This window comes from Sporosarcina sp. P1, assembly GCF_002743155.1.
Classification (GTDB): Bacteria; Bacillota; Bacilli; order Bacillales_A; family Planococcaceae; genus Sporosarcina; species Sporosarcina ureae_B.
Genome location: NZ_PDYS01000001.1, coordinates 521,907 through 543,439 on the forward strand (window position 1 = coordinate 521,907; position 21,533 = coordinate 543,439).

Annotated in this window: 24 protein-coding genes; 23 read left to right on the top strand and 1 reads right to left on the bottom strand. The window is 42.5% G+C overall.

Going from position 1 to position 21,533, the window contains the following annotated elements:
• Positions 1 to 220: 220 nt before the first annotated feature.
• The 22 genes from CSV73_RS02640 to CSV73_RS02740 all read left to right on the top strand — a co-directional run bounded on the left by CSV73_RS02640 (position 221) and on the right by CSV73_RS02740 (position 19,877).
• Complete coding sequence (locus CSV73_RS02640) at positions 221 to 430, top strand: hypothetical protein (RefSeq protein ID WP_029054553.1); 210 nt, start codon at positions 221 to 223, stop codon at positions 428 to 430.
• Positions 431 to 808 (top strand): stage III sporulation AC/AD family protein, encoded by a 378-nt coding sequence (locus tag CSV73_RS02645; RefSeq protein WP_099626543.1) that lies wholly within the window; start codon positions 431 to 433, stop codon positions 806 to 808.
• A gap of 35 nt (positions 809 to 843) precedes the next feature.
• Positions 844 to 1,743, top strand: a complete 900-nt coding sequence (locus tag CSV73_RS02650; protein WP_158232272.1) for a stage III sporulation protein AE — start codon at positions 844 to 846, stop codon at positions 1,741 to 1,743.
• A gap of 9 nt (positions 1,744 to 1,752) precedes the next feature.
• On the top strand, positions 1,753 to 1,920 hold the full coding sequence (locus tag CSV73_RS16405) for a hypothetical protein (protein WP_157111208.1): 168 nt from the start codon (positions 1,753 to 1,755) through the stop codon (positions 1,918 to 1,920).
• 63 nt (positions 1,921 to 1,983) lie between these two features.
• Positions 1,984 to 2,406 carry a hypothetical protein gene (locus CSV73_RS02655; RefSeq protein ID WP_099626545.1) on the top strand — a complete coding sequence of 141 codons (423 nt, stop codon included), beginning with the start codon at positions 1,984 to 1,986 and terminating at the stop codon, positions 2,404 to 2,406.
• A complete protein-coding gene (locus CSV73_RS02660) occupies positions 2,393 to 2,944 on the top strand; it encodes a SpoIIIAH-like family protein (protein WP_099626546.1) in 552 nt (183 codons plus the stop codon). Before CSV73_RS02655 ends, CSV73_RS02660 begins: the two co-directional genes overlap by 14 nt.
• 278 nt (positions 2,945 to 3,222) lie before the next feature.
• Positions 3,223 to 3,726 (top strand): acetyl-CoA carboxylase biotin carboxyl carrier protein, encoded by a 504-nt coding sequence (gene accB, locus CSV73_RS02665; RefSeq protein WP_085130484.1) that lies wholly within the window; start codon positions 3,223 to 3,225, stop codon positions 3,724 to 3,726.
• Between the two features lie 13 nt (positions 3,727 to 3,739).
• Positions 3,740 to 5,086, top strand: coding sequence for an acetyl-CoA carboxylase biotin carboxylase subunit (gene accC / locus CSV73_RS02670; RefSeq protein ID WP_085130486.1), 1,347 nt, complete (start codon positions 3,740 to 3,742; stop codon positions 5,084 to 5,086).
• Positions 5,087 to 5,102: 16 nt separating this feature from the next.
• Positions 5,103 to 5,489 carry an Asp23/Gls24 family envelope stress response protein gene (locus tag CSV73_RS02675; RefSeq protein WP_085130488.1) on the top strand — a complete coding sequence of 129 codons (387 nt, stop codon included), beginning with the start codon at positions 5,103 to 5,105 and terminating at the stop codon, positions 5,487 to 5,489.
• Positions 5,490 to 6,033: 544 nt separating this feature from the next.
• Positions 6,034 to 6,408 carry a transcription antitermination factor NusB gene (gene nusB / locus CSV73_RS02680; RefSeq protein WP_099626547.1) on the top strand — a complete coding sequence of 125 codons (375 nt, stop codon included), beginning with the start codon at positions 6,034 to 6,036 and terminating at the stop codon, positions 6,406 to 6,408.
• A 78-nt stretch (positions 6,409 to 6,486) separates the two neighbouring features.
• A complete protein-coding gene (gene folD / locus CSV73_RS02685; RefSeq protein WP_099626548.1) occupies positions 6,487 to 7,356 on the top strand; it encodes a bifunctional methylenetetrahydrofolate dehydrogenase/methenyltetrahydrofolate cyclohydrolase FolD in 870 nt (289 codons plus the stop codon).
• A 63-nt stretch (positions 7,357 to 7,419) separates the two neighbouring features.
• Entirely contained in the window at positions 7,420 to 8,769 is a 1,350-nt protein-coding gene (gene xseA / locus CSV73_RS02690) for an exodeoxyribonuclease VII large subunit (RefSeq protein ID WP_085130494.1), read from the top strand.
• A 2-nt stretch (positions 8,770 to 8,771) separates the two neighbouring features.
• Positions 8,772 to 9,014, top strand: coding sequence for an exodeoxyribonuclease VII small subunit (locus CSV73_RS02695; RefSeq protein WP_085130496.1), 243 nt, complete (start codon positions 8,772 to 8,774; stop codon positions 9,012 to 9,014).
• On the top strand, positions 9,007 to 9,891 hold the full coding sequence (locus CSV73_RS02700; RefSeq protein WP_099626549.1) for a polyprenyl synthetase family protein: 885 nt from the start codon (positions 9,007 to 9,009) through the stop codon (positions 9,889 to 9,891). Before CSV73_RS02695 ends, CSV73_RS02700 begins: the two co-directional genes overlap by 8 nt.
• 142 nt (positions 9,892 to 10,033) lie before the next feature.
• Positions 10,034 to 11,932: a 1-deoxy-D-xylulose-5-phosphate synthase gene (gene dxs / locus CSV73_RS02705; protein ID WP_085133511.1), complete on the top strand. Its 1,899-nt coding sequence runs from the start codon at positions 10,034 to 10,036 to the stop codon at positions 11,930 to 11,932.
• Entirely contained in the window at positions 11,929 to 12,750 is an 822-nt protein-coding gene (locus CSV73_RS02710; protein ID WP_099626550.1) for a TlyA family RNA methyltransferase, read from the top strand. The genes dxs and CSV73_RS02710 overlap by 4 nt, the downstream gene beginning before the upstream one ends.
• Positions 12,751 to 12,827: 77 nt before the next feature.
• The gene (ahrC, locus tag CSV73_RS02715; RefSeq protein WP_085130502.1) at positions 12,828 to 13,277 is read left to right on the top strand and encodes a transcriptional regulator AhrC/ArgR; all 450 of its coding nucleotides are present in this window, start codon (positions 12,828 to 12,830) and stop codon (positions 13,275 to 13,277) included.
• A gap of 17 nt (positions 13,278 to 13,294) precedes the next feature.
• A complete protein-coding gene (gene recN / locus CSV73_RS02720; protein ID WP_099626551.1) occupies positions 13,295 to 14,995 on the top strand; it encodes a DNA repair protein RecN in 1,701 nt (566 codons plus the stop codon).
• A gap of 110 nt (positions 14,996 to 15,105) precedes the next feature.
• Positions 15,106 to 16,059, top strand: coding sequence for a SpoIVB peptidase S55 domain-containing protein (locus CSV73_RS02725; protein ID WP_085130506.1), 954 nt, complete (start codon positions 15,106 to 15,108; stop codon positions 16,057 to 16,059).
• Between the two features lie 224 nt (positions 16,060 to 16,283).
• A complete protein-coding gene (gene spo0A / locus CSV73_RS02730) occupies positions 16,284 to 17,078 on the top strand; it encodes a sporulation transcription factor Spo0A (protein WP_085130508.1) in 795 nt (264 codons plus the stop codon).
• 533 nt (positions 17,079 to 17,611) lie between these two features.
• Complete coding sequence (locus CSV73_RS02735; protein ID WP_085130510.1) at positions 17,612 to 19,165, top strand: flagellar assembly protein A; 1,554 nt, start codon at positions 17,612 to 17,614, stop codon at positions 19,163 to 19,165.
• A complete protein-coding gene (locus CSV73_RS02740; RefSeq protein ID WP_099626552.1) occupies positions 19,158 to 19,877 on the top strand; it encodes a glycerophosphodiester phosphodiesterase in 720 nt (239 codons plus the stop codon). The genes CSV73_RS02735 and CSV73_RS02740 overlap by 8 nt, the downstream gene beginning before the upstream one ends.
• A 15-nt stretch (positions 19,878 to 19,892) precedes the next feature.
• Here CSV73_RS02740 and CSV73_RS02745 read toward each other — a convergent pair whose 3' ends face one another.
• On the bottom strand, positions 19,893 to 20,135 hold the full coding sequence (locus CSV73_RS02745; protein WP_085130514.1) for a DUF2627 domain-containing protein: 243 nt from the start codon (positions 20,133 to 20,135) through the stop codon (positions 19,893 to 19,895).
• Between the two features lie 212 nt (positions 20,136 to 20,347).
• Here CSV73_RS02745 and CSV73_RS02750 point away from each other — a divergent pair, with 212 nt between their 5' ends.
• Positions 20,348 to 21,442 carry a Leu/Phe/Val dehydrogenase gene (locus CSV73_RS02750; protein ID WP_085130516.1) on the top strand — a complete coding sequence of 365 codons (1,095 nt, stop codon included), beginning with the start codon at positions 20,348 to 20,350 and terminating at the stop codon, positions 21,440 to 21,442.
• Positions 21,443 to 21,533: the final 91 nt, after the last annotated feature.

Consider the following 21,533-nt stretch of genomic DNA (forward strand, 5'->3'; position numbering starts at 1 on the left):
AAACGTAGAAAGTATAATAAGTAAATTAGAGAGTACAAGGGGATTGATATAGCTCGCTCACCGCGGGGCCACGGGAAAGCGTCCGCCTAGAGCGCAAATCCCCACACCGATACAAACTATTCCCTATCTTTTTCAATCCGCAATGTCCGTGATACTTTGATACTTTTGCATATTTAAGAAGCTTGCTTCATAGAGTGGACTATGGAGGAGGCGTAGCGGGATGGAACTGAATGATTTATTGCGCATCGCCGGCGTTGGATTGGTGATTGGGGTACTTCACGTGTTTTTCGAGCAAACAGGCAAGAAGGAGTTCTCATTTTTCCTATTTTTCTTAGCATATCTGTACATCTCGATTGAGCTGCTGATGTTCCTCAGAATATTCTTTACGGAGATCACGGAATTCTTTAGCTGGCTATCCATGGCGATGTAAATGGCGATTCTCTTTCAATTATTTGTCGTGTATCTCTTGCTGCTTTTGCTTTCATTTGCTGCACCTGCCCTGCGTCCCATTCTTCATACCGCGCTATTCTTACTGGTCACAGTGTATGTATTATTTACGGTCCTTGTACCTTTCGGATCGACATTGTTGGAGTTGACGAAGAAGTTACCGTCGCCTTACGCAACGCTACTAGTGGTCAGTGCGGGTCTGTATTATGTAGCGGAGGTTCTGTCGCTTCAGATGAAAGATGAGGGGTACGGGGCATTCGGGCAGTTGTTTCAGACCGGCATGAAAGTAGTCATCATGACATTGTGGTTGCCGTATATCACGCAATTGATCGAGACGATCCACACGTTCATTCCCTGGTGAACGAATCCTAACAAAAATGAATGGACGAGACATCTATGCTGAATTTTCTGCAGGAAAGTATCGCGGGTATCATCGGACCATTTTTCTTGTTGCTCATCATGTTGCTTATCGCTTCTCTTGTCGATTTCTTTCTTCCGACGTTTCAAAAGTGGACGAGGTTTCTGTTACTGATCCTTATTTTAGTATTGCTGATTGAGCCGGCTAGGGAAAGTTTCGAGCAAATCCAAGTCATCACGCACACGATTGCTTCATTATTCCTTGGAATGTATCCACTAATGGCTGCGATGATTTTGGCATCCGGTGCCACGTTCGGCGTCTTGAATTTCCAACCCGCTATGCTGTTATTTGCGCAAGGAGCTGTCGTGTTTGCGGATAAGTTCCTGTTGCCGGTGTTATTAACGGCGCTGTTGTTCGATATCTTTACGCGATTGGTGCCGGAAATTGCCTTCACGCGGATGGCGGATTTATTGCGTACGTCATTGCTTGCGTTTGTTTCTGCCATGGTTGCAGCGTATTCCATTTTTATTACAGCGGGTGGCGCGTTGTCTTGGACGATGAACGGCGCTTTGAACGAGCCGTTAAAAGAGCTGATCAAGAATAATATTCCTGTCATCGGTTCATTATTGACGGATACGCTTGGATCAATTGGTCGTTATTCTTCCGGTGCCACGGCTTATATGAGTATTTGGCTGCTCGTATCAATCTGGACGATCGCGCTATTGCCGGCAGTTAGGATTCTTTGTATGGCCTTTTTATTTAGATGGACAGCGGCAATCATTGAACCATTTTCGCAAAAAGAAGTGTGCGGTTTACTGGATGATATCGGTCGTACGTTGTTTGTTTTATGCGCCATTTCATTTTTGCTGACATTCGCTTTCATCTATACAACGATTTTCATTGTGACGTTCATTAAACTAATGACGTTCGGGAAATGAGGCGAATGTATGGAAGTATTTTTAGTAGGGTTAGCAAACTTGGTAGTCCTAGTCTTAATTATTCAGTTACTGGCGGGGCGTGAAATGGAAAGAATGATCATTCCTTTGTGTAAAGTGGCAATCGGCATTTGGATTTTGCAATATATTCTACAATTCGCAAGTCATAAGTTACTGTGACGCTACATATTATGCAACTGTAGAATTCATTTTAGTCAATTCACGTTGAGATGGTGATGGAACTTGGAAAAGCCCACAGGGAAACCCCGATTGATCATGATCGGTTTGATGGTTATGGTGTGTAGCGTTTTATACATCACCAGTACGGCGAATGTAGGAGGGGAGAAACAGAAAAAAGAAGAGAAGCGCATGCTGTCAACACTTGAAGAAACACTTGAACAAATGGAAGGGTTAGGGGATGTGAAAGTTTATTTTCATTACGATGAAAAAGAAGAAGAGAGTCCGTTAGCAAATTATTTCTCTGCCACGTCCGCTGTGAAAAGCCAATCACCTTTGCAAGGGTTGCTCGTCGTAGCGGAAGGGGCAGAAAATCCGGCTATACGAAACGGACTTTCACAACTCCTAGCCAACGTCCTACAATTGCCTGAACATCGTATCGTCATCGTGGAAATGAAGAAAAGGGGGAATCAACATGAAAGCCAATAAACGAACAGTTTGGTTTTTAACATTACTCAGTCTAGTCGCAGTGATTTCAATCTACTACGTGAAGAAGGAAGCGCCGATGCCATTTGATGGAATTGCGATCTTCACGAAAGAAACAAAGGACGCAACGAATCTACTTGAAAAGGAAGGCAAGTCGGAGGAAGTGAAACCGGTCTTCGCTGAATCGTATATTTTCCAGGATATGCGCATGGAAGTACGTAATGAACGCAGTGAGACAGTGCAACAGTTGACAGAGAAAATGACATCTTCTGATTTTACTGCTGAAGAGAAAAATGAAATTTTTAACGAAATTGCTGAGTTACGAAAAGTCAGTTCGACAGAAGCGTTGATGGAGATGCAAATCGCAGCACTTGGCTATCCAGAAGTGTTTGTACGTGGAGAGGGCGATCGAGTCAACGTAACGGTATTATCGAATGAAAGCCACTCACCGAAAATGGCGGACGAAATTACACAGTATGTCATGTCGAGTTGGGATGGCGCGCAAACTGTCAAAGTCGATTTTGCAGAAACAAAAGAATAACAACAAAAGGAAGTCCATGTGGCTTCCTTTTTTACATAGAATAACTAAAGTTTTGAAATAGGTGCAGCGTGTAATGTGAATTTCACGCTTATAGGTAAACCTATTAAAGGTATGGGATAACACATCGTCGTTTTTTCAAATAAATTGTCACAAAATTTGCAACTAGTGGGCATTTTTCAAGAATAATAGAATAATTTGTGTCTTTGCTATTCCATATTTACTGTAAAACGACTATCATAGTATACGATAGCAAGAAAATTTAGTTAGGAGAATCAGATATGTTGAAAATCCAAGAAATCCGAGAAATTATTAAGCTTATCGATCAATCATCCATCCAGAAGTTCTCATTAGAATCAGATGGAGGGAAGATTAAACTAGAGAAAAATGGTGGACAAGCCGTGACAACGGTTACAGAAGCACCGCAAACACCACAAGCAGCGCCGGCTCCAGTTCAAGCTCCAGTAGCGCCTGTTGCGGTAACACCAGCACCAGCACCAGAAGCACAAGCAGCGCCAGTAGCTGAAGTAGCAACTGACGAAACACTACACAAAATCACTTCCCCTATGGTTGGGACATACTATCAGGCTTCGTCGCCAGACGCAGAAGCGTACGTTAAAACTGGTGATAAAGTAACGGCTGAATCCATCGTTTGTATCGTAGAAGCAATGAAATTATTCAACGAAATTGAATCAGAAGTAAATGGTGAAATCGTTGAAATCTTAGTGCAAGACGGTCAACTTGTGGAATACGGACAGCCTTTATTCCTTGTTAGAGAAAACTAAGGGGGAGTAACCAATGAAAAAAGTATTAATTGCAAACCGTGGAGAAATTGCTGTGCGCATTATTCGTGCATGCAAAGAAATGGGTATTAAAACAGTAGCGGTCTATTCTGAAGCAGATGCAGAGGCGTTACATGTGCAACTAGCAGATGAATCAGTTTGCATCGGTCCACGTCTATCGACAGACAGTTATCTGAACTTCTCAAACGTCATCAGTGCCGCGAAAGCAACTGACTGTGACGGGATCCATCCTGGTTATGGTTTCCTTGCAGAGAACGCGAGCTTTGCTGAACTTTGTGAAGAAGTAAATATCGAATTCATCGGACCCACAGCGGCGGCTATTTCTAAAATGGGTACAAAAGATGTTGCGCGTAATACAATGGCATCTGCAGGAGTTCCAATCGTTCCTGGTTCTGACGGCATTGTGGATGACGCAGATCATGCACTCGAAATTGCAAAAGAACTTGGGTTCCCGGTTATCATCAAAGCAACAGCTGGTGGTGGCGGTAAAGGAATTCGTGTAGCACGTGATGAAGATGAGCTAGTAAAAGGTGTTAAAATCACACAAAAAGAAGCTGCTGCGGCATTCGGTAACCCGGGCGTGTATATTGAGAAGTATATCGAAGTATTCCGTCACGTAGAAGTTCAAGTGCTAGCGGATAAATACGGTAACACGGTTCACTTAGGTGAGCGTGATTGTTCTATTCAACGCCGTATGCAAAAACTGGTTGAGGAAGCTCCATCTCCTGCATTGACTCCTGAACTACGCGCAGAAATGGGTGAAGCGGCTGTAAAAGCAGCTCAAGCGTGTAACTATCGCGGTGCAGGTACTGTAGAATTTATTTTTGATCATATCAATCAAAAATTCTATTTCATGGAAATGAATACACGAATTCAAGTTGAACACCCTGTAACAGAAATGATCACAGGAATTGACTTGATTCAACAACAGCTAAAAGTAGCTGCAGGCGAAGAATTAGCGTTTAAACAAGAGGATATTCAGTTCAATGGTTGGTCTATTGAATGTCGGATCAATGCAGAAAATCCTGAAAAGAATTTCATGCCTTCACCCGGTAAAGTAACTATGTATCTACCACCAGGCGGCTTTGGTGTACGTGTTGACTCAGCAGTGTACCCAGGCTATACGATTCCACCGTTTTACGATTCGATGGTCGCAAAGCTGATCGTTCATGCGGATACGCGTGAGCAAGCGGTCGCTCGGATGAAACGTGCATTAGACGAGTTCGTAGTCGAAGGTGTCCATACGACGATTCCTTTCCACGCGAACTTAATGAATGACGAAATATTCCAGTCTGGAGATTTTGATACAAAGTTCTTAGAAAAGTACGACGTCATGAAATAATTGGAGGAGAAGTGTAATGGCTGATAAAACAAATGCATCGTTTGTCGGAATGACACCGTCTGGAGATGTCGCACTCGGACGAGTTCAACTGGCACCTGAAGTACTCGAAGTCATCATTGGTATCGCCACGTCAGAAGTACACGGAGTGATTGCTACCCAAGGGAACTTCGCATCAGGTGTTGCGGAGAAATTGGGAAAAGTGATGTACGGAAAAGGTGTAAAAACCGAATGGGCAGACGAAGGATTGAAAATCGATGTGTATTGCATTATCGAGTATGGCCATTCCATTCCTACGATTGCAGCGAAAATTCAAAATGAAATTCGCCAAGCGATTTTGAATATGACTTCGCTTCAAACGCATGAAGTGAATGTCCATATAACTGGCATTCATTTCGAAGACTGAGCAGGACTTAGTGAATGACATTATAGCCGAAGACCCGCCTACTAATAGGTGGGTCTTCGGTTTTTTTGTAGTGGAAATGAATTTGATAGTGGTGTTGGATTTTATTTTGAGATATAGGTTAAGATGAATTCGGATGCGGTGGGTAATGAGCGGATACAGGTAGTGATAGAGCGCTTGATGTAAAGTTATGAGCGGGTGCGGGCTTTGATAGAGCGGTTGGAAGAGGTGATAGAGCGGATTCGCATGGACTATGAGCGCTTGGACGGATTTATGAGCGAAACGGACATTGCCTTCACCAGTTATTAACAATTTACACTTCAATAAAAAAGTGATTGACAGTGCAAAAGTCTATAAGAAAGTGTTCTTCTAAAACATGGATAACGATGCTTCCAACTTTATCAACTACCCCTTGTTTAAATATTTATGAACTTATTGACCGAAAATGCAAACTGATGACATAAAATCGCCGGATTCCACTAGTTGTTTTCCTGCGTTTTGTGCTATCATTAGGTTTTGAAGATGAGCGGTAGAGGAGATAACAATTATGAAACGACGAGAAGCACGTGAAAAAGCAATTCAAACACTGTTTCAGCTGGACAATAGTGAGATGAATGTGGACGAAGCGATCGGTTATATTGTGGAAGCACCACTGGATTCATTCTATGAACAACTAGTTCGAGGCACAGCGGAACACCTGACAGAAATCGACAGTGAAATCACAAATAAATTGGAAAACTGGACCATCGACAGATTGCCAAAGATCGATAGAACAGTATTGCGATTGGCTGTCTATGAACTACTTCATAACGAAGAAGTTCCGAATCGGGTCATCATGAACGAAGCGATTGAGCTATGTAAGACGTTTGGTGACGAAAAGTCAGGCCGGTTTGTTAATGGAGTACTTTCTAAATTCCAATAACTGAAATCGTCCCTACTAGTAGCAAGTTTGAGCTCGATAAACTTTCATTACAAATAAAAAAAGTTTGGTGGGAAAATCATGTCTAGTAAAAAGATTGATGGCAAAGCAATAGGACGGGAAATCCGGAATGAATTAAAAGAAGAAGTCGCTTCTTTAGTCGCACAAGGAGTTCAACCTGGACTGGCTGTTATTTTAGTTGGAGAAAATCCAGCATCTGAGACGTATGTGAAAAACAAAGAGAAGTCCAGCAAGGAAGCGGGGATGAAATCTGTGCTTACCAAATTGCCGGAAACAGTATCGGAAGAAGATCTTCTAGCTGAAGTGGAGAAACTCAATGAAGACGATACGATCGACGGTATTTTGGTGCAATTGCCTTTGCCAAAACATATTGATGAAAACAAAGTCATCCGCGCGATTAGCCCTGAGAAAGACGTCGATGGATTCCATCCGATGAATGTCGGGAAAATGTTGATCGGTCAAGAAACTTTCTTGCCATGTACACCATACGGTATCATGCAGTTGCTTGAACGTTCCAACGTAGATATCGCAGGCAAACACGCAGTGATTATCGGTAGAAGTAATATCGTAGGAAAACCGATGGGGCAACTTCTTTTGCAAAAAGATGCAACGGTAACGTATTGTCATTCCCGTACAAAAGATTTGAAGAAATTCACGCAACAAGCGGATATCTTAATCGTCGCAATTGGTATAGCTAAATTCATCACAGGGGATTACATCAAAGAAGGCGCAGTAGTCATTGATGTCGGTATGAACCGTGATGAAAACGGTAAGCTATGTGGAGACGTTGATTATGAATCAGCGGAGAAGCAGGCTAGTGCTATCACCCCGGTGCCAGGTGGAGTAGGTCCCATGACGATTACGATGTTATTGAAAAATACCGTCGAAAGTGCGGAGAAAAAATTAAAAGCACGTACGGAAAATAAGTAATTCTAAACGAGAGACGCTCATCATGAGCGCCTCTTTATACATAAAAGGGCAGGTGATGGAAACATGTCCAATCCAACTTTTTTAACCGTTCAAGCGCTGACGAAATATGTCAAACGAAAATTTGATGCAGATCCACATTTACGAAACGTTTATGTAAAAGGGGAATTGTCGAACGTTAAGCTGCATCCGTCGGGACATATTTATTTTACATTGAAAGACGATAAAACGAGAATTCAGGCGGCCATGTTCCGTTCCCGTTCCAATACACTTCAATTTAAGCCTGAAAATGGTATGAATGTACTGATCACAGGGGATGTGACGGTGTTTGAAACGGCAGGATCGTACCAGCTTTATGTACAAACAATGGAGCCGGACGGTATCGGGGCGCTGTATCTAGCTTTTGAACAGTTGAAAAAGAAGCTTCAGCAAGAAGGATTGTTTGAAGAAAGATTCAAGCAATCTATTCCGCAAGTACCTCAACGAATCGGCCTGATTACAGCCGAATCTGGTGCTGCGCTGCGTGATATGTACTCTACGATCAATAGACGATTTCCAATGGCAGAGATGTATCTTTTCCCGGCTCTCGTACAAGGTCGCACAGCAGTTCCTTCGATTGTCAAAGCGATTGAACAAGCGAACCATATGGCGAATGTCGATGTATTGATAGTGGGTCGAGGCGGAGGTTCCATTGAAGATCTGTGGGCATTTAATGAAGAAGACGTAGCACGTGCTATTTTCACAAGTCGGATTCCGATCATCAGTGCAGTCGGACATGAAACCGATACGACAATTGCAGATTTTGTGGCGGATTTACGTGCACCGACTCCGACGGCAGCAGCAGAAATGGCTGTGCCGGATCAGCTTCAATTATTCCAACACTTGAAAAATCAGCAACGTTCGATTTATCTGGCGGTCCAGACCGTAATTAAACAGTTGAACAAGCGTTTAGAAACAGCTCAAGCTGCCTATCCGCTACAATATCCGGAAAGGTTATATCGGCCTTTCATCGAGAAGCTCGACAACCTCGAAGATCGCCTGCAACGTAGCAGTGAGGCAGTCGTTCAGGGAAAACGGATGAACTACGATCGCTTATTTGCAGGTTTTCAGTACTACACACCGATTCGACGCATCCAGCTCGAACAGCAACAGACGAAGCAATTGGAAATGCGTTTAAATCGTGCTGCAGAACACACTATTCAACAGCGGCAGCAACATTTTGTGGCACTGATGCGCATGATGCAAGCCTTGAATCCGTTACAAGTAATGGAAAGAGGTTTTTCAATCGGTTATAAAAATCATGAAGTCATTAAATCGATCAAAGATGTAGCGAACGGAGATCACGTGACGCTTCAACTAGCGGACGGATCTATTTCCACTATAGTAGAAGAAATCATTCCAAAGGAGGTCGAGTAAGAATGGCAGAAGATAAAAATATGCAATTCGAGCAAGCAATGCACCAATTAGAAGAAATTGTACAGAAGTTGGAGGCTGGTGAAGCGCCTTTGGATGATACAATCACGTTGTATAAACAAGGAATGGAGCTCTCAGCTTATTGCCAGAAGAAATTGCAAAATGCAGAAAAACAATTGATTCGGATGATTGACCAAGAAGGTAACGAATCCCAATTTGATCCAACGGTAGGTGAGCCGAATGAATGAAAAACTACAAGCATTTGTCGATGAAATGATTCCTGAAATTGAACGCGAATTGACGAACCAACTAGCGAAGTCTGACATTCCTGACGTTTTACACGAATCCATGATGTATTCCGTAGAAGCAGGGGGCAAACGAATTCGTCCGTTATTGGTTATGGCTGTTTTATTTGATATGAAAAAGGATTCGGTCGATGCAGTAAAAGTGGCGTCATCTGTTGAATTGATACATACATATTCATTGATCCATGACGATTTACCGTGCATGGATAATGATGATTTTAGACGAGGAAAACCTACTAATCATAAAGTGTACGGTGAGGATGTAGCGACGCTTTCGGGAGATGCGATGCAGGCAATGGCATTTCAAGCGCTTGCAGATCTTCGGGAGACACCACCCGCGGCAGCTATTGAACTTGTCGGATTATTGGCGAAGGCTTCTGGCGCACAAGGGATGGTCAAGGGACAAGTACTCGATATGAAAGGCGAACAGCAATTATTGCCTTTAGCAGAATTGGAAGAAGTCCATATTCATAAAACGGGGGCATTACTCTCATACTGTATTGAAGCAGGTGCTGTGTTAGCACAGGCTACTGATGAGCAGCGAGAGCAACTCCGCCGATTCTCCCACAATATTGGCTTGGCGTTCCAAATTCAAGATGATATTTTGGATGTGACAGCAACTACTGAACAGCTAGGCAAGACAGCGAACAGTGATACTTCAAGCGAAAAGTCGACGTATCCTTCATTGCTAGGGTTAGATGGGGCTCGTGAGCAATTAAAAGCACGACATGAAGAAGCTTTACATGCGTTGCAGTCCATCGGCTTAGGGGAGTCTATGTTGCAATTGTTAGCAGATTACATTATTGAGCGAAATATGTAATTTGGAACCGTTATATTTGTGTCGCACGTTGTTACTGTTATAATGTAGAAAACAAACAGCAACTACTTGGGCTAATGAACAAGAAATAGTGCGAACGTGCAAATAGAAAGACCTACTTACTTGATGAAGGTGTGTGATCATGATGGATCTAACAAAGATTACCAATCCATCTTTTATAAAAGAGCTCGATAAAGAACAGTTAGAATCACTGGCGGCAGATATTCGTCATTTTCTAATTGAAAATTTATCGGTTACTGGCGGGCATATCGGACCGAATCTGGGTGTTGTCGAATTGACGATTGCGTTGCATAAAATTTTCGACAGTCCAACCGACAAATTTTTATGGGATGTAGGACATCAGTCATATGTCCATAAAATTCTTACAGGCCGAGCTGGCGAGTTTGATACTCTTAGAAAATATAAAGGATTGAGCGGATTTCCGAAGATGGCGGAGAGCATACACGATGTATGGGAAACCGGCCATAGTTCGACATCTTTGTCAGCGGCTATGGGAATGGCTGTTGCGCGAGATATTAAAAAAGAAAAAAGTTTTGTCATCCCGATTATTGGCGATGGTGCGTTGACGGGCGGTATGGCACTAGAGGCATTGAACCATATCGGACATGAGAAGACGAATCTGACAGTCATTCTAAATGATAATGAAATGTCTATTGCACCAAATGTTGGGGCATTGCACTCGATTCTCGGGAAATTACGTACAGCTGGCAAGTACAATAACGTAAAAGATGAACTGGAATTCATTTTACGTAAAATTCCAGCTGTAGGCGGTAGAGTCGCAACGGCTGCCGAACGTGTCAAAGACAGTTTGAAATATTTAGTGGTAAACGGGGTCTTCTTTGAGGAGCTTGGCTTCACGTACTTAGGACCGGTTGACGGCCATGACTTTGTGGAATTGGAGCGTTCTCTTCAATATGCGAAGAAAATGGAAGGGCCGGTATTACTTCATGTGATTACGAAAAAAGGAAAAGGCTATAGCCCTGCGGAGTTAGATAAAATCGGTACATGGCATGGTACAGGACCTTATAAGATTGAAACTGGAGATTTTGTGAAATCCCCTGTAGATGGCCCTGCTTGGAGTGCTTTGGTTTCTGAAACGGTACGCAAGCTTGCGCGAGAGGATCGACGTATTGTCGCGATCACACCTGCTATGCCTGTAGGGTCGAAACTTGAATCATTTGCAGCGGAATTCCCAGATCGTTTCTTCGATGTTGGAATTGCGGAACAACATGCGACCACTATGGCTGCGGGACTTGCAGCAACTGGAATGAAACCATTCCTTGCAATTTATTCGACATTCTTGCAACGTGCATACGATCAGATGTTGCATGATATTACGCGCCAGAAGCTCAATGTCTTTATCGGCATTGACCGTTCAGGACTTGTAGGAGCAGATGGAGAAACACATCATGGTGTATTTGATATCGCATTCCTGCGTCATTTGCCGAACTTAGTCATTATGATGCCGAAAGATGAGAATGAAGGCCAACATATGGTGAAGACAGCCATCGATTATGATGAAGGTCCGATTGCACTTCGATTCCCACGTGGCAATGGCTATGGCGTTCCAATGGACGAAGCGCTTCATACGATTCCGATCGGTACATGGGAAGTATTGCAAGAAGGTGAAGATGCAACGATTTTGACGTTCGGGACGACGATTCCCATGGCATTTTCGGCTGCTGAACAATTGAAATCACAAGGCAAAAATGTCGCGATTGTCAATGCGCGTTTCATTAAACCGATGGATACGAATTTATTGGATGAGCTATTTGCTAAAGGTAAACCGATTATTACGATCGAAGAAGCTGTTCTGGCAGGAGGCTTCGGCAGTGGAGTATTGGAGTATGCAGAACAAGTAGGTCATACGGGCACGATTTTCGAAAGAATCGGTATTCCGGATGAATTCATTGAACACGGTAGTGTCGATAAACTACTTGTCGAAATCCATATGACACCTGATCACGTGGCGGAAGTGACAGCAGCGGCTATTCAGCAAGCGGCAGAAAGAGCGAAAGTATGAGTACATCTGTGAAAAAAGAAAGAGTGGATTTGTTGCTGGTAGAGCGTGGATTGACTGAATCCCGTGAACAAGCAAAACGATCCATCATGGCGGGGCTTGTTTACTCCGATACTGCAAGAATTGAAAAGGCAGGAGAAAAAATTGCAGTAGATGCCCCATTGACTGTAAAAGGCCCTGCGATTAAATATGTAAGTCGTGGTGGCTTGAAACTGGAAAAGGCGTTAGGGTCTTTTCCTATTTCTGTGAAAGAAAAGATTGTTCTAGATATTGGCGCTTCGACGGGTGGCTTTACGGATTGTGCATTGCAAAACAGCGCGAAACATTGCTACGCATTGGATGTTGGCTATAATCAACTCGCTTGGAAAATTCGTCAGCATGAACAAGTGACCGTGATGGAGCGACAGAATTTCCGTCATGCGACTGTCGATTTGTTTACTGAAGGATTACCGGAAGTCGCTACGATCGACGTTTCATTCATCTCGTTAGCGTTGATTTTACCCGCATTAAAAAACATCATCGTACCGGGTGGTCAAGTGGTGGCGCTAGTGAAGCCTCAATTTGAAGCGGGAAAAGATAAAGTCGGTAAAAAAGGTATTGTTCGAGATCCAGCAATACATCTAGAAGTGTTGGAAAAAATCGCTGCGATGGCAGTGGCGGAAGGATTTTCCGTTAAAGGTGCTACGTACTCGCCTGTTACAGGTGGAGAAGGCAATATTGAGTTCTTGTATTACTTAGTAGCTGAAGACGGAGCGATCACTGATTTTACAACGGAAGATTTCAAACAATTAGTCAAACAGGCACATACTGATTTAACATAACGCGCAATGAGTTGCGCGTTTTTTAGATGATTAGTATAATTTTGTTTATGGACTCAACAGAATCGGAGTGAATAAAATTGAATAAAGGACAACGACATCTACGAATTAGAGAGATCATTACGAATAGTGAAATAGAAACACAAGATCAGCTGGTCGAAAGTTTGAAAGCTGCTGGGGCCGATGTCACGCAAGCAACGGTTTCGCGTGATATTAAAGAAATGCACTTGATTAAAGTACCTTCACCTTCAGGTAATTATAAATACAGTCTCCCTCCTATTCATCGCTATAATACGGAAGAAAAATTGAAGCGGATGTTAGAAGATGCGTTCGTTGGCATCGATAGTGCCAGTCATTTTATTATGTTGAAAACGCTTCCCGGTAATGCGCAAGCGGTTGGATCACTAGTTGACAACTTGGACTGGGATGAAATGCTTGGAACGATTTGTGGTGACGATACATGTTTGATCATTTGTCGTGAAGAATCTCAAACAGAATACGTAAAAGATAAATTATTATCAATGCTATAAGCGAGGTGAGGATTTCTTTGTTAAGCGAACTTTCTATTAAAAACTTTGCTATTATTGAACAACTTGAAATCGCGTTTGACGATGGTCTAACGGTGCTGACTGGCGAAACGGGTGCTGGGAAGTCCATTATTATTGATGCTGTCCAGCTACTCGCTGGCGGCCGTGGTTCACAGGAATTCATTCGCCACGGTGCGAAAAAAGCTGAGCTTCAGGGACTTTTCACGATCGATAAAAATATTGAAAATGTGATGGGGAAGTTGACTGAATTTGGCATTGATACAGAAGAAGGTATTGTGATTTTACGCCGGGATATTAGTGCCAGCGGGAAATCCGTTTGTCGCGTCAATGGGAAACTCGTAACAATTGCTATATTGCGTGAGATCGGCGCATTGTTGATCGATATCCATGGACAACACGAAAACCAAGAATTAATGAATGAAAAGCGTCATATTCATTTGCTTGATTTCTTTATTGGTGAGCCGATTGAACGTGCGATGGCAACATATACCGAGTTATATGATAAATATAAAAAACTCCAACAACTCATTGCGGCTAAAACGCAAGATGAACAGCAAATTGCGCAGAAAATCGATTTGTACAAATTCCAATTAGAAGAAATCGATGCAGCGAATTTACGGATCGGTGAAGAAGAGGAATTGGAGTCTGAACTTGTAAAGCTGCAGCATTTTAATCGGTTATTTGATCGCTTGAATACTTCATATGAAGCATTGTCTTTAGAGTCGCATGGACTCGATTGGGTTGGTAATTCGATGAGTGATCTCGAAGAAGCAGCTTCGATCGATGAAGATCTTAAAACGATGTCTGAAACAGTTAATTCTTCGTTTTACGCGCTTCAAGACGTTTCACATGATTTAAAAAGGATGATTGATGGTATGGAATTCCAACCAGATCGTTTGGAATTTGTCGAGGATCGATTAGCCTTGTTTTTAACATTGAAGCGAAAGTATGGGAAATCACTAGAAGATATTTTGATTTATCGCGATAAAATTGCTGACGCACTTGATCAATTGGTCAATCGTGACGAAAGATTGCATCAAAACCAAGAATTATTGGCACAATACGTAGAAGACCTTGAAATAGAAGCAAATGAATTATCAATTATCCGAAAAAAAGCGGCTCTTTCTCTTGAAAAAGGAATTGAAGAGCAGTTGAAGCAGTTGTACATGGAAAAGGCCACCTTCAAAGTGCAAATTCACCAAAAACAACCTCGTCAATTCGATGCCAACGGATTTGATGAAGTGGTATTTATGATTTCCACAAACTTGGGTGAACCGCTTAAACCTTTAGTACGAGTGGCGTCTGGTGGCGAATTATCTCGAATGATGCTGGCACTAAAAACGATTTTTTCTCAACATCAAGGTGTCACATCAATTATTTTCGATGAAGTCGATACCGGAGTTAGTGGGCGCGTAGCACAGTCTATTGCGGAAAAAATTTCTATGATCTCCAGCCACTCTCAAGTACTATGTATTTCGCATTTACCTCAAGTGGCCGCAATGGCAGATCATCATTACCTCATCAAAAAAGAAGTGCATGATGGCCGTACAACTACGGCGATTCATGATGTGATGAAAACAGAACGTACGGAAGAATTATCACGCATGCTTTCGGGTGCAGAAATTACGACGTTGACTCTTCAGCATGCTGAAGAACTTTTGGTTTTAGCTGATCAACGCAAAAAGGAATTCCGTAAATAAAGTATGAATTCACAACGTTTTCCATGGGAAAGGGTACTGTTTATTTTACCCTTTCATACTTTCTCTTCGAAAGGACATACCAAAGGTATCTTTCGTTGAGGAGGTGAAACATGGGATGGAATAAATCTTTCAAGACGCTTTTAGCACTCGTCCTGATGCTCTGCCTTGTGCCTGGAATATCATTAGCAAATGAAGAAACGCTCATTCCGATGGGTGACTCCATTGGAATACAAATGGATTTAAGTGGTATTTATGTAACGAGTGACGTCAAGGTAGGTCAGCAGGAATGGTTAAAAAAAGGTGATATAATTCGCCAGTTGAACGGTACGGATACGAAGCAACTCGTTCAATTCGAACGGGCTTTGCAAAAAGACAGCGCTACGATGATACTTGACGTTTTGCGTAATGGGAAGCAAGAAACCATTGAAGCAGATAAGTCGCTCATTAAGCGCGTCACGCCCTTTCTGAAGGATCGAACGGAAGGTACTGGGACTTTGACATATGTCGACCCGGAAAGTGGCACGTATGGTGCGTTAGGGCATCAAATTATTGATAGTACGTTACAATCTGCTCCATCTTTTGAAAAAGGCGCGATTTATTTATCTGAAATCAGCCAGATCAAGAAGAGTTCTCCAGGGATTCCGGGTTATAAAATCTCCTCTATTATTGATCAGAATAAATTTCTTGGAAATATTCAAATCAATAATGTGTATGGAATATTTGGTCATTGGAAAAACGCTTATAATAAAGTGTTGGCCGAACCGCTCGAAATTATGCAGCCGTTTGAATTGATGATCGGACCTGCAGAAATTTATACTACAGTGGAAGGGTCCACTGTAGAGAAATTCACCATCCAAATTACGAAGATAGAAGAAGAACAATTCCACATCCTATTGACTGACCAGAAACTGCTGAGTAAGACGGGCGGGATCCTGCAAGGTATGAGTGGTAGTCCTGTGATCCAGAATGGCAAGTTCGTCGGTGCTATCACGCATATGTTCGTGGATGAGCCGGAAAAAGGGGCCGCGCTTTTCCTAAAGACGATGAGAACGAATGAGAAGTGAAAAAGCAGCCTGTGTAAAGTGCACAGGCTGCTTTTTCGTATAGGTGTTCGATACAAAGAAAAGGGAATAAAGTCGAAATAGGTAGAAAGCATCGTTCAGAAGTATCATTTTGCGTGAATCTTTAAGTAAATGTAGAAATCACCAAATATATGACTTACGATAATAGGAGAGAAACAGCGGGAGAAAGAAATCGATGTCCGATCTTAAATCAGGGGGAATGTGTAATGGAAAATGTAAAAGTAGCAATAGTTGACGATAATAAAGAACTAGTGAAAACGATGGTGTCATATTTTGAGAAGCACGATGAAATAGAAGTGATTTGGACAGCGAATAATGGGCAAGTGTGCTTGACGATGTTAGAAGAAGAGCGTCCAGATATTTTATTGTTGGATATTATTATGCCGCATCTTGATGGTATTGGAGTATTAGAGACCCTGAATGAAACGAATAATATGGGGAATATGCAAATCATGATGTTGACGGCTTTTGGACAGGAAAACGTTATGTCGCAAGCCGCAAACCTTGGCGCTTCGTACTTCATGTTGAAGCCATTTGAATTTGACCGCTTGATCGGGCAAATCTTTAAAGCAGCCGGAAAACCAAAAAATACGGCGCCTTCTTTTGTCGTGCAGGAGTCAGCCCAACAGACAGGCGTTGTTACTCAGAAAGTACTTGATACGGCAATTACATCGATGATCAAAGAAATCGGCGTGCCTGCTCATATTAAAGGCTATGCGTTTTTACGCGAAGGAATTCAGATGGTCTATAGTGATGTAGAGTTGCTTGGATCGGTTACGAAGATTCTGTATCCGGATATTGCGAAAAAGTATAATACCACTCCATCCCGTGTGGAACGTGCAATTCGCCATGCGATCGAGGTGGCGTGGAACCGTGGGAATTACGATTTGATTTCGAAGACGTTCGGCTATACAGTCCATCATCTAAAAAGCAAGCCGACGAATAGCGAGTTCATCGCCATGATCGCGGACAAGATCCGTTTAGAGCATATGGTGAGCTGATTGACGTGATAAAAGGATAAAGAGTGTATGCAAACCAACTAATCGGGTGTATTAGTTGGTTTTCGTTTGTACATAGGTAAAGTAGGATACGTTAAGGAGCACGGTCTTGGCGGACGCGTTCTGGTTGTTTCGTTTATTAGTTGGAAAAGTGAATAATGTGAATGCTAATTCATTTGCGCTCATTAATTCGTGTAAGTGATCATACTTTTTCTGCCACCGCTCTTAACTTCCCGTAAGCGCTCATACTTCATTGGCGTCCGCTCTATATTCAACTCCAAGCGCTCATACAGGTTGTATAACCGCTCATTCCATCACTTTACCTCATGTGTTGTTGGACATACTTTGCGCTAACGATGTATGTATAAACAATGCAATAGACATACCATAGGGATAAAGTCAGTTTTTACTTTGCACGATATGAAAATCGGAGAATGCTGTGAGAAAATGCTTATTTACGCGTTGTAATCACAAAAAGAGCTACCTCTAGTGCTTTGCAATCTTCTATACTAGTAATTAAAGAGGGAGGGATTTCGTTGTTAGTTGAAAATGAATATTTTGAACTTCGAGAAGAAAATAATAAAATTATCATGAACACGAAAAAAGTAGGATATCCGCTAAAGTCATTTGACGCGCTGGCTTCTGATATTCCTAGATTGAAACTGAATTCATTCAAGGAGCTGATGAAAGCTCTTCAAACGGAAGGCCAGCATGATATTGGGTCGTACTCCGCTCCTTGTGAAGTATATATATCACCTAGTAAAATGAAGGTAGAATTGTATATTCATGCAACAAACGAAGAGTTTCTTGCTAATAAAGAGCAGTTTCTGAAACAGGCGGAAGAAATGCTCGATCAGCGAGAAATTCGCTACGACAAAGAAAGTCTATTGAATTTGGCCTATCTCCCAAGTAATCCAATTATTATTGCGGTAGGTAAAGAACCTATTCAAGGGGAAAGTGCACGGGTCGAGTATATTGCGATGCCAGATCGCAAACCTATTCTTCGAGATGACGGCTCTGTCGACCATTATGAGTTGAATTTCGTGACGCCGATTGTGAAAGATGAATGGTTGGGTGAAAAAACGCCTGCTCAAGAGGGGCTCGAAGGCTATAATGTCTTTGGTGAACCGATAGCGGCTAAAAAAGGTGAGGACATTAAACTGGTCTATGATCGAAAATCGGTCGGGGAGTTTGAGGAAGATGGCAAAATGGTCTTACGCGCTTTGCATGGCGGTGCACTCGAAGAACTGAACGGCGCCATCAGTGTCGGCAAGCAATTGATCATTCCGGACGACGTAGGTACGAAAACGGGATCGATTACGTTTGATGGTTCAGTGCGTGTGATGGGAACAGTTTCTGCCGGCTTTTCTGTCAATGCGACAGGGGATATTTCTATCGAAGGAAAAGAAGGTATAACAAATGCTAAAGAAATCTACTCTGAAGAAGGCGATGTCTATATTAAAGGCGGCGTGTTTGGTGGAGGAGAAACCATTATTAAAGCGAAGAAAAACGTTTTCGTAAAACATGCGAATAACTGTAAAATCTACGGGGAACGAGTCAATATCGGTCTCTATTCACTTGGATCTGAATTATACGGTGATCATATTTGTATCGATAAACATAAAGGTCGAATCATCGGTGGCGTGGCGGAAGCGATGTTTTCCATCGAATGTGCAACAGTTGGCAATAGCCACGAACGTTTGACGAAACTGATCGTCAAAGGAGTAAATAAAGAACTGGAGCTCGAAGAAATTCAACGCCTTGCGGAAAAACTTAAAGCGGAGCATGCGGAACTGAAGAAAATTGAGCAGACGCTAGATAAATTGAAGAGCGTCAATGCAAGTCTTCCCGCTGGACAGTTGAATATGCTAGAAAAGACATTGCTTGCTAAACAGCAAGGAATTGTATCGCTTGATCAGACGATCAAAAAAAAATTGCAACTTGTGCAAGTGGCTAGCGCACCTACAATTGAAATCACGCGCGAAGCCCATCCGGGTGTCCATCTTGTAATAGGCAATAAAACTAGTATGTTGAGTCGTGTGACAAAAGGTGTTTTCGAACTAACGAGCGAAGGAGTATTAAATGTCTGAGAGTAAAATATTTGCCCACCGTGGTGCGTCTGGACATTATTTTGAAAATACGATGCGTGCTTTTTTAGGGGCTGTGCAAAAAGGTGCGGATGGAATCGAATTAGACGTGCAACAAACGAGCGACGGACAGTTAGTTGTTATTCACGACAATGAATTAGCACGTCTCGCCGGAATTGATCAGCATATTGATCAATTGACATCAAAGGAACTGCAGCACATCAAAATTGGTAAGAACAGTTACAGGCGAATGTTTGGTCATACCATACCTGTTTTATTTGATGTGGTTTCTTTCTGTTCTGAACATAATTTGGCGCTTAATGTCGAATTAAAAGAAACGGTGTATGGGCAAGTTGCTGCGCTTGAGCAAATTTTACATTACGTTGAACCGCTATCTACCGTACATCTTTCTTCGTTTGATTATGAGACGATGCGGATGGTAAAAGAGCTGGACTCGGATATGGAAACCGCATTATTGCTTAGAAAAAAAACGATTGATTGGCAAAATCTTGATGTATATGACGTCGATGCCTTTCATTTTCATAAGCGATTGTGGAAAGATCCGTTTAAACGTCAATTGCTCGAAAGTGGTAAGATATTACGAATGTACGGGGTAACTGGGGCGGAATCTTTTTTATCTGATACCCCCGAAGTGACAGGTTGGATTACGGATTATCCGAAGCGTGTACGCAAAAAAATAAAAGGATCAAGGTAGTGTACCTTGGCCCTTTTATTTCAAGTCTTTTTTAAATCTGTCAGCTGCCCGTCCAGATCGGCGGTCTCGGCGTAATAAAAAGCCTGCAAAGAATCCCAGACCTCCGGCGAAAAGTATGAAACCGCCTAAAAATTGCATCCAAATGAATGGGAATGGCGAAAAAAGATGCCCAAACAATGAATCTCGCATTAATTTTATTCCTAGGGCCGCTGCAATCCCTGGAATCAACAGTACAATAAACGCAGCAAGACGTACCATATCCTTCAACCCCTTACCAATTTAATTTTACCGTGTGGTCATGGATTGTCAAGGACTCTGCCATCATGTACGATATAGGTAGATTGTTTACAAAACTCGCAGCGAAAGCAATAGCCAAAATGTGTCAAATTTGCATTTTCGTCGTGAGAAATTTAGAATCAGTACCATACGCATGAATCTTTATAATCTTTTACTAGCCTGGAGGGATACTTATGGAATTGTTTACGTACATGGAAGATCACGACTATGAGCAACTGGTGCTTTGTTATGACAAGACATCTGGATTGAAAGCGGTTATCGCAATTCACGACACGACACTAGGACCGGCACTTGGTGGCGCCCGCATGTGGACGTATGCTAGCGAAGAAAATGCGATTGAAGATGCATTGAGACTAGCTAAAGGAATGACGTACAAGAACGCTGCAGCAGGTTTGAATCTTGGTGGCGGCAAGACAGTTATAATCGGAGATCCGAAAACGGATAAGAACGATGAACTGTTCCGCGCCTTGGGTCGTTACATAGAAGGGCTAAACGGACGTTATATTACAGCGGAAGATGTTGGGACTACTGAATATGATATGGACTTAATCCATTTGGAAACAAATTTTGTTACAGGTATCTCTTCAGGAGAAGGTACGTCAGGAAACCCTTCCCCGGTTACTGCACTCGGTATTTATAAAGGAATGAAAGCGGCTGCGAAAGAAGCATTCGGTGATGATTCACTTGACGGTAAAACCGTTGCGGTTCAAGGTGTTGGAAATGTTGCCTATACACTTTGCGAATACTTGCATGAAGAAGGCGCAAAATTGATTGTTACGGATATCAATGAAGCAGCAGTAGAACGTGCAGTAGAAGCGTTCGGGGCAACGGCTGTTGCGACGGATGCAATTTACTCACAAGAAGCAGACATCTTTGCTCCATGTGCTCTAGGTGCAGTGATCAACGATGAAACGATTCCACAATTGAAAGTAAAAGTCGTTGCGGGTTCTGCTAATAACCAATTGAAGGAACCAGAACATGGCGATCGCTTGCATGAAATGGGTATCGTCTACGCTCCAGACTACGTGATCAACTCAGGTGGAGTCATCAATGTGGCGGACGAATTGATTGGTTACAATAAAGAGCGTGCACTGAAGCGAGTAGAAGGCATTTACGATACGATCCTAAAGATTTTCGCTATCTCAAAACGAGACGGCATTCCATCCTACCAAGCTGCAGACCGTTTGGCAGAAGAGCGAATTGCAAGAGTTGGTGCAACGAGAAGTACATTCTTGCGTAATGAAAAAAGTATTATATCAAATAAATAATTTAGTAGATGAGTCATAGCGGTAGGCAGGGTCATCTGTCCACCGCTACACTCGCCTGTCTAAAATTATTTGAATACTGTAAGCGAAGGGA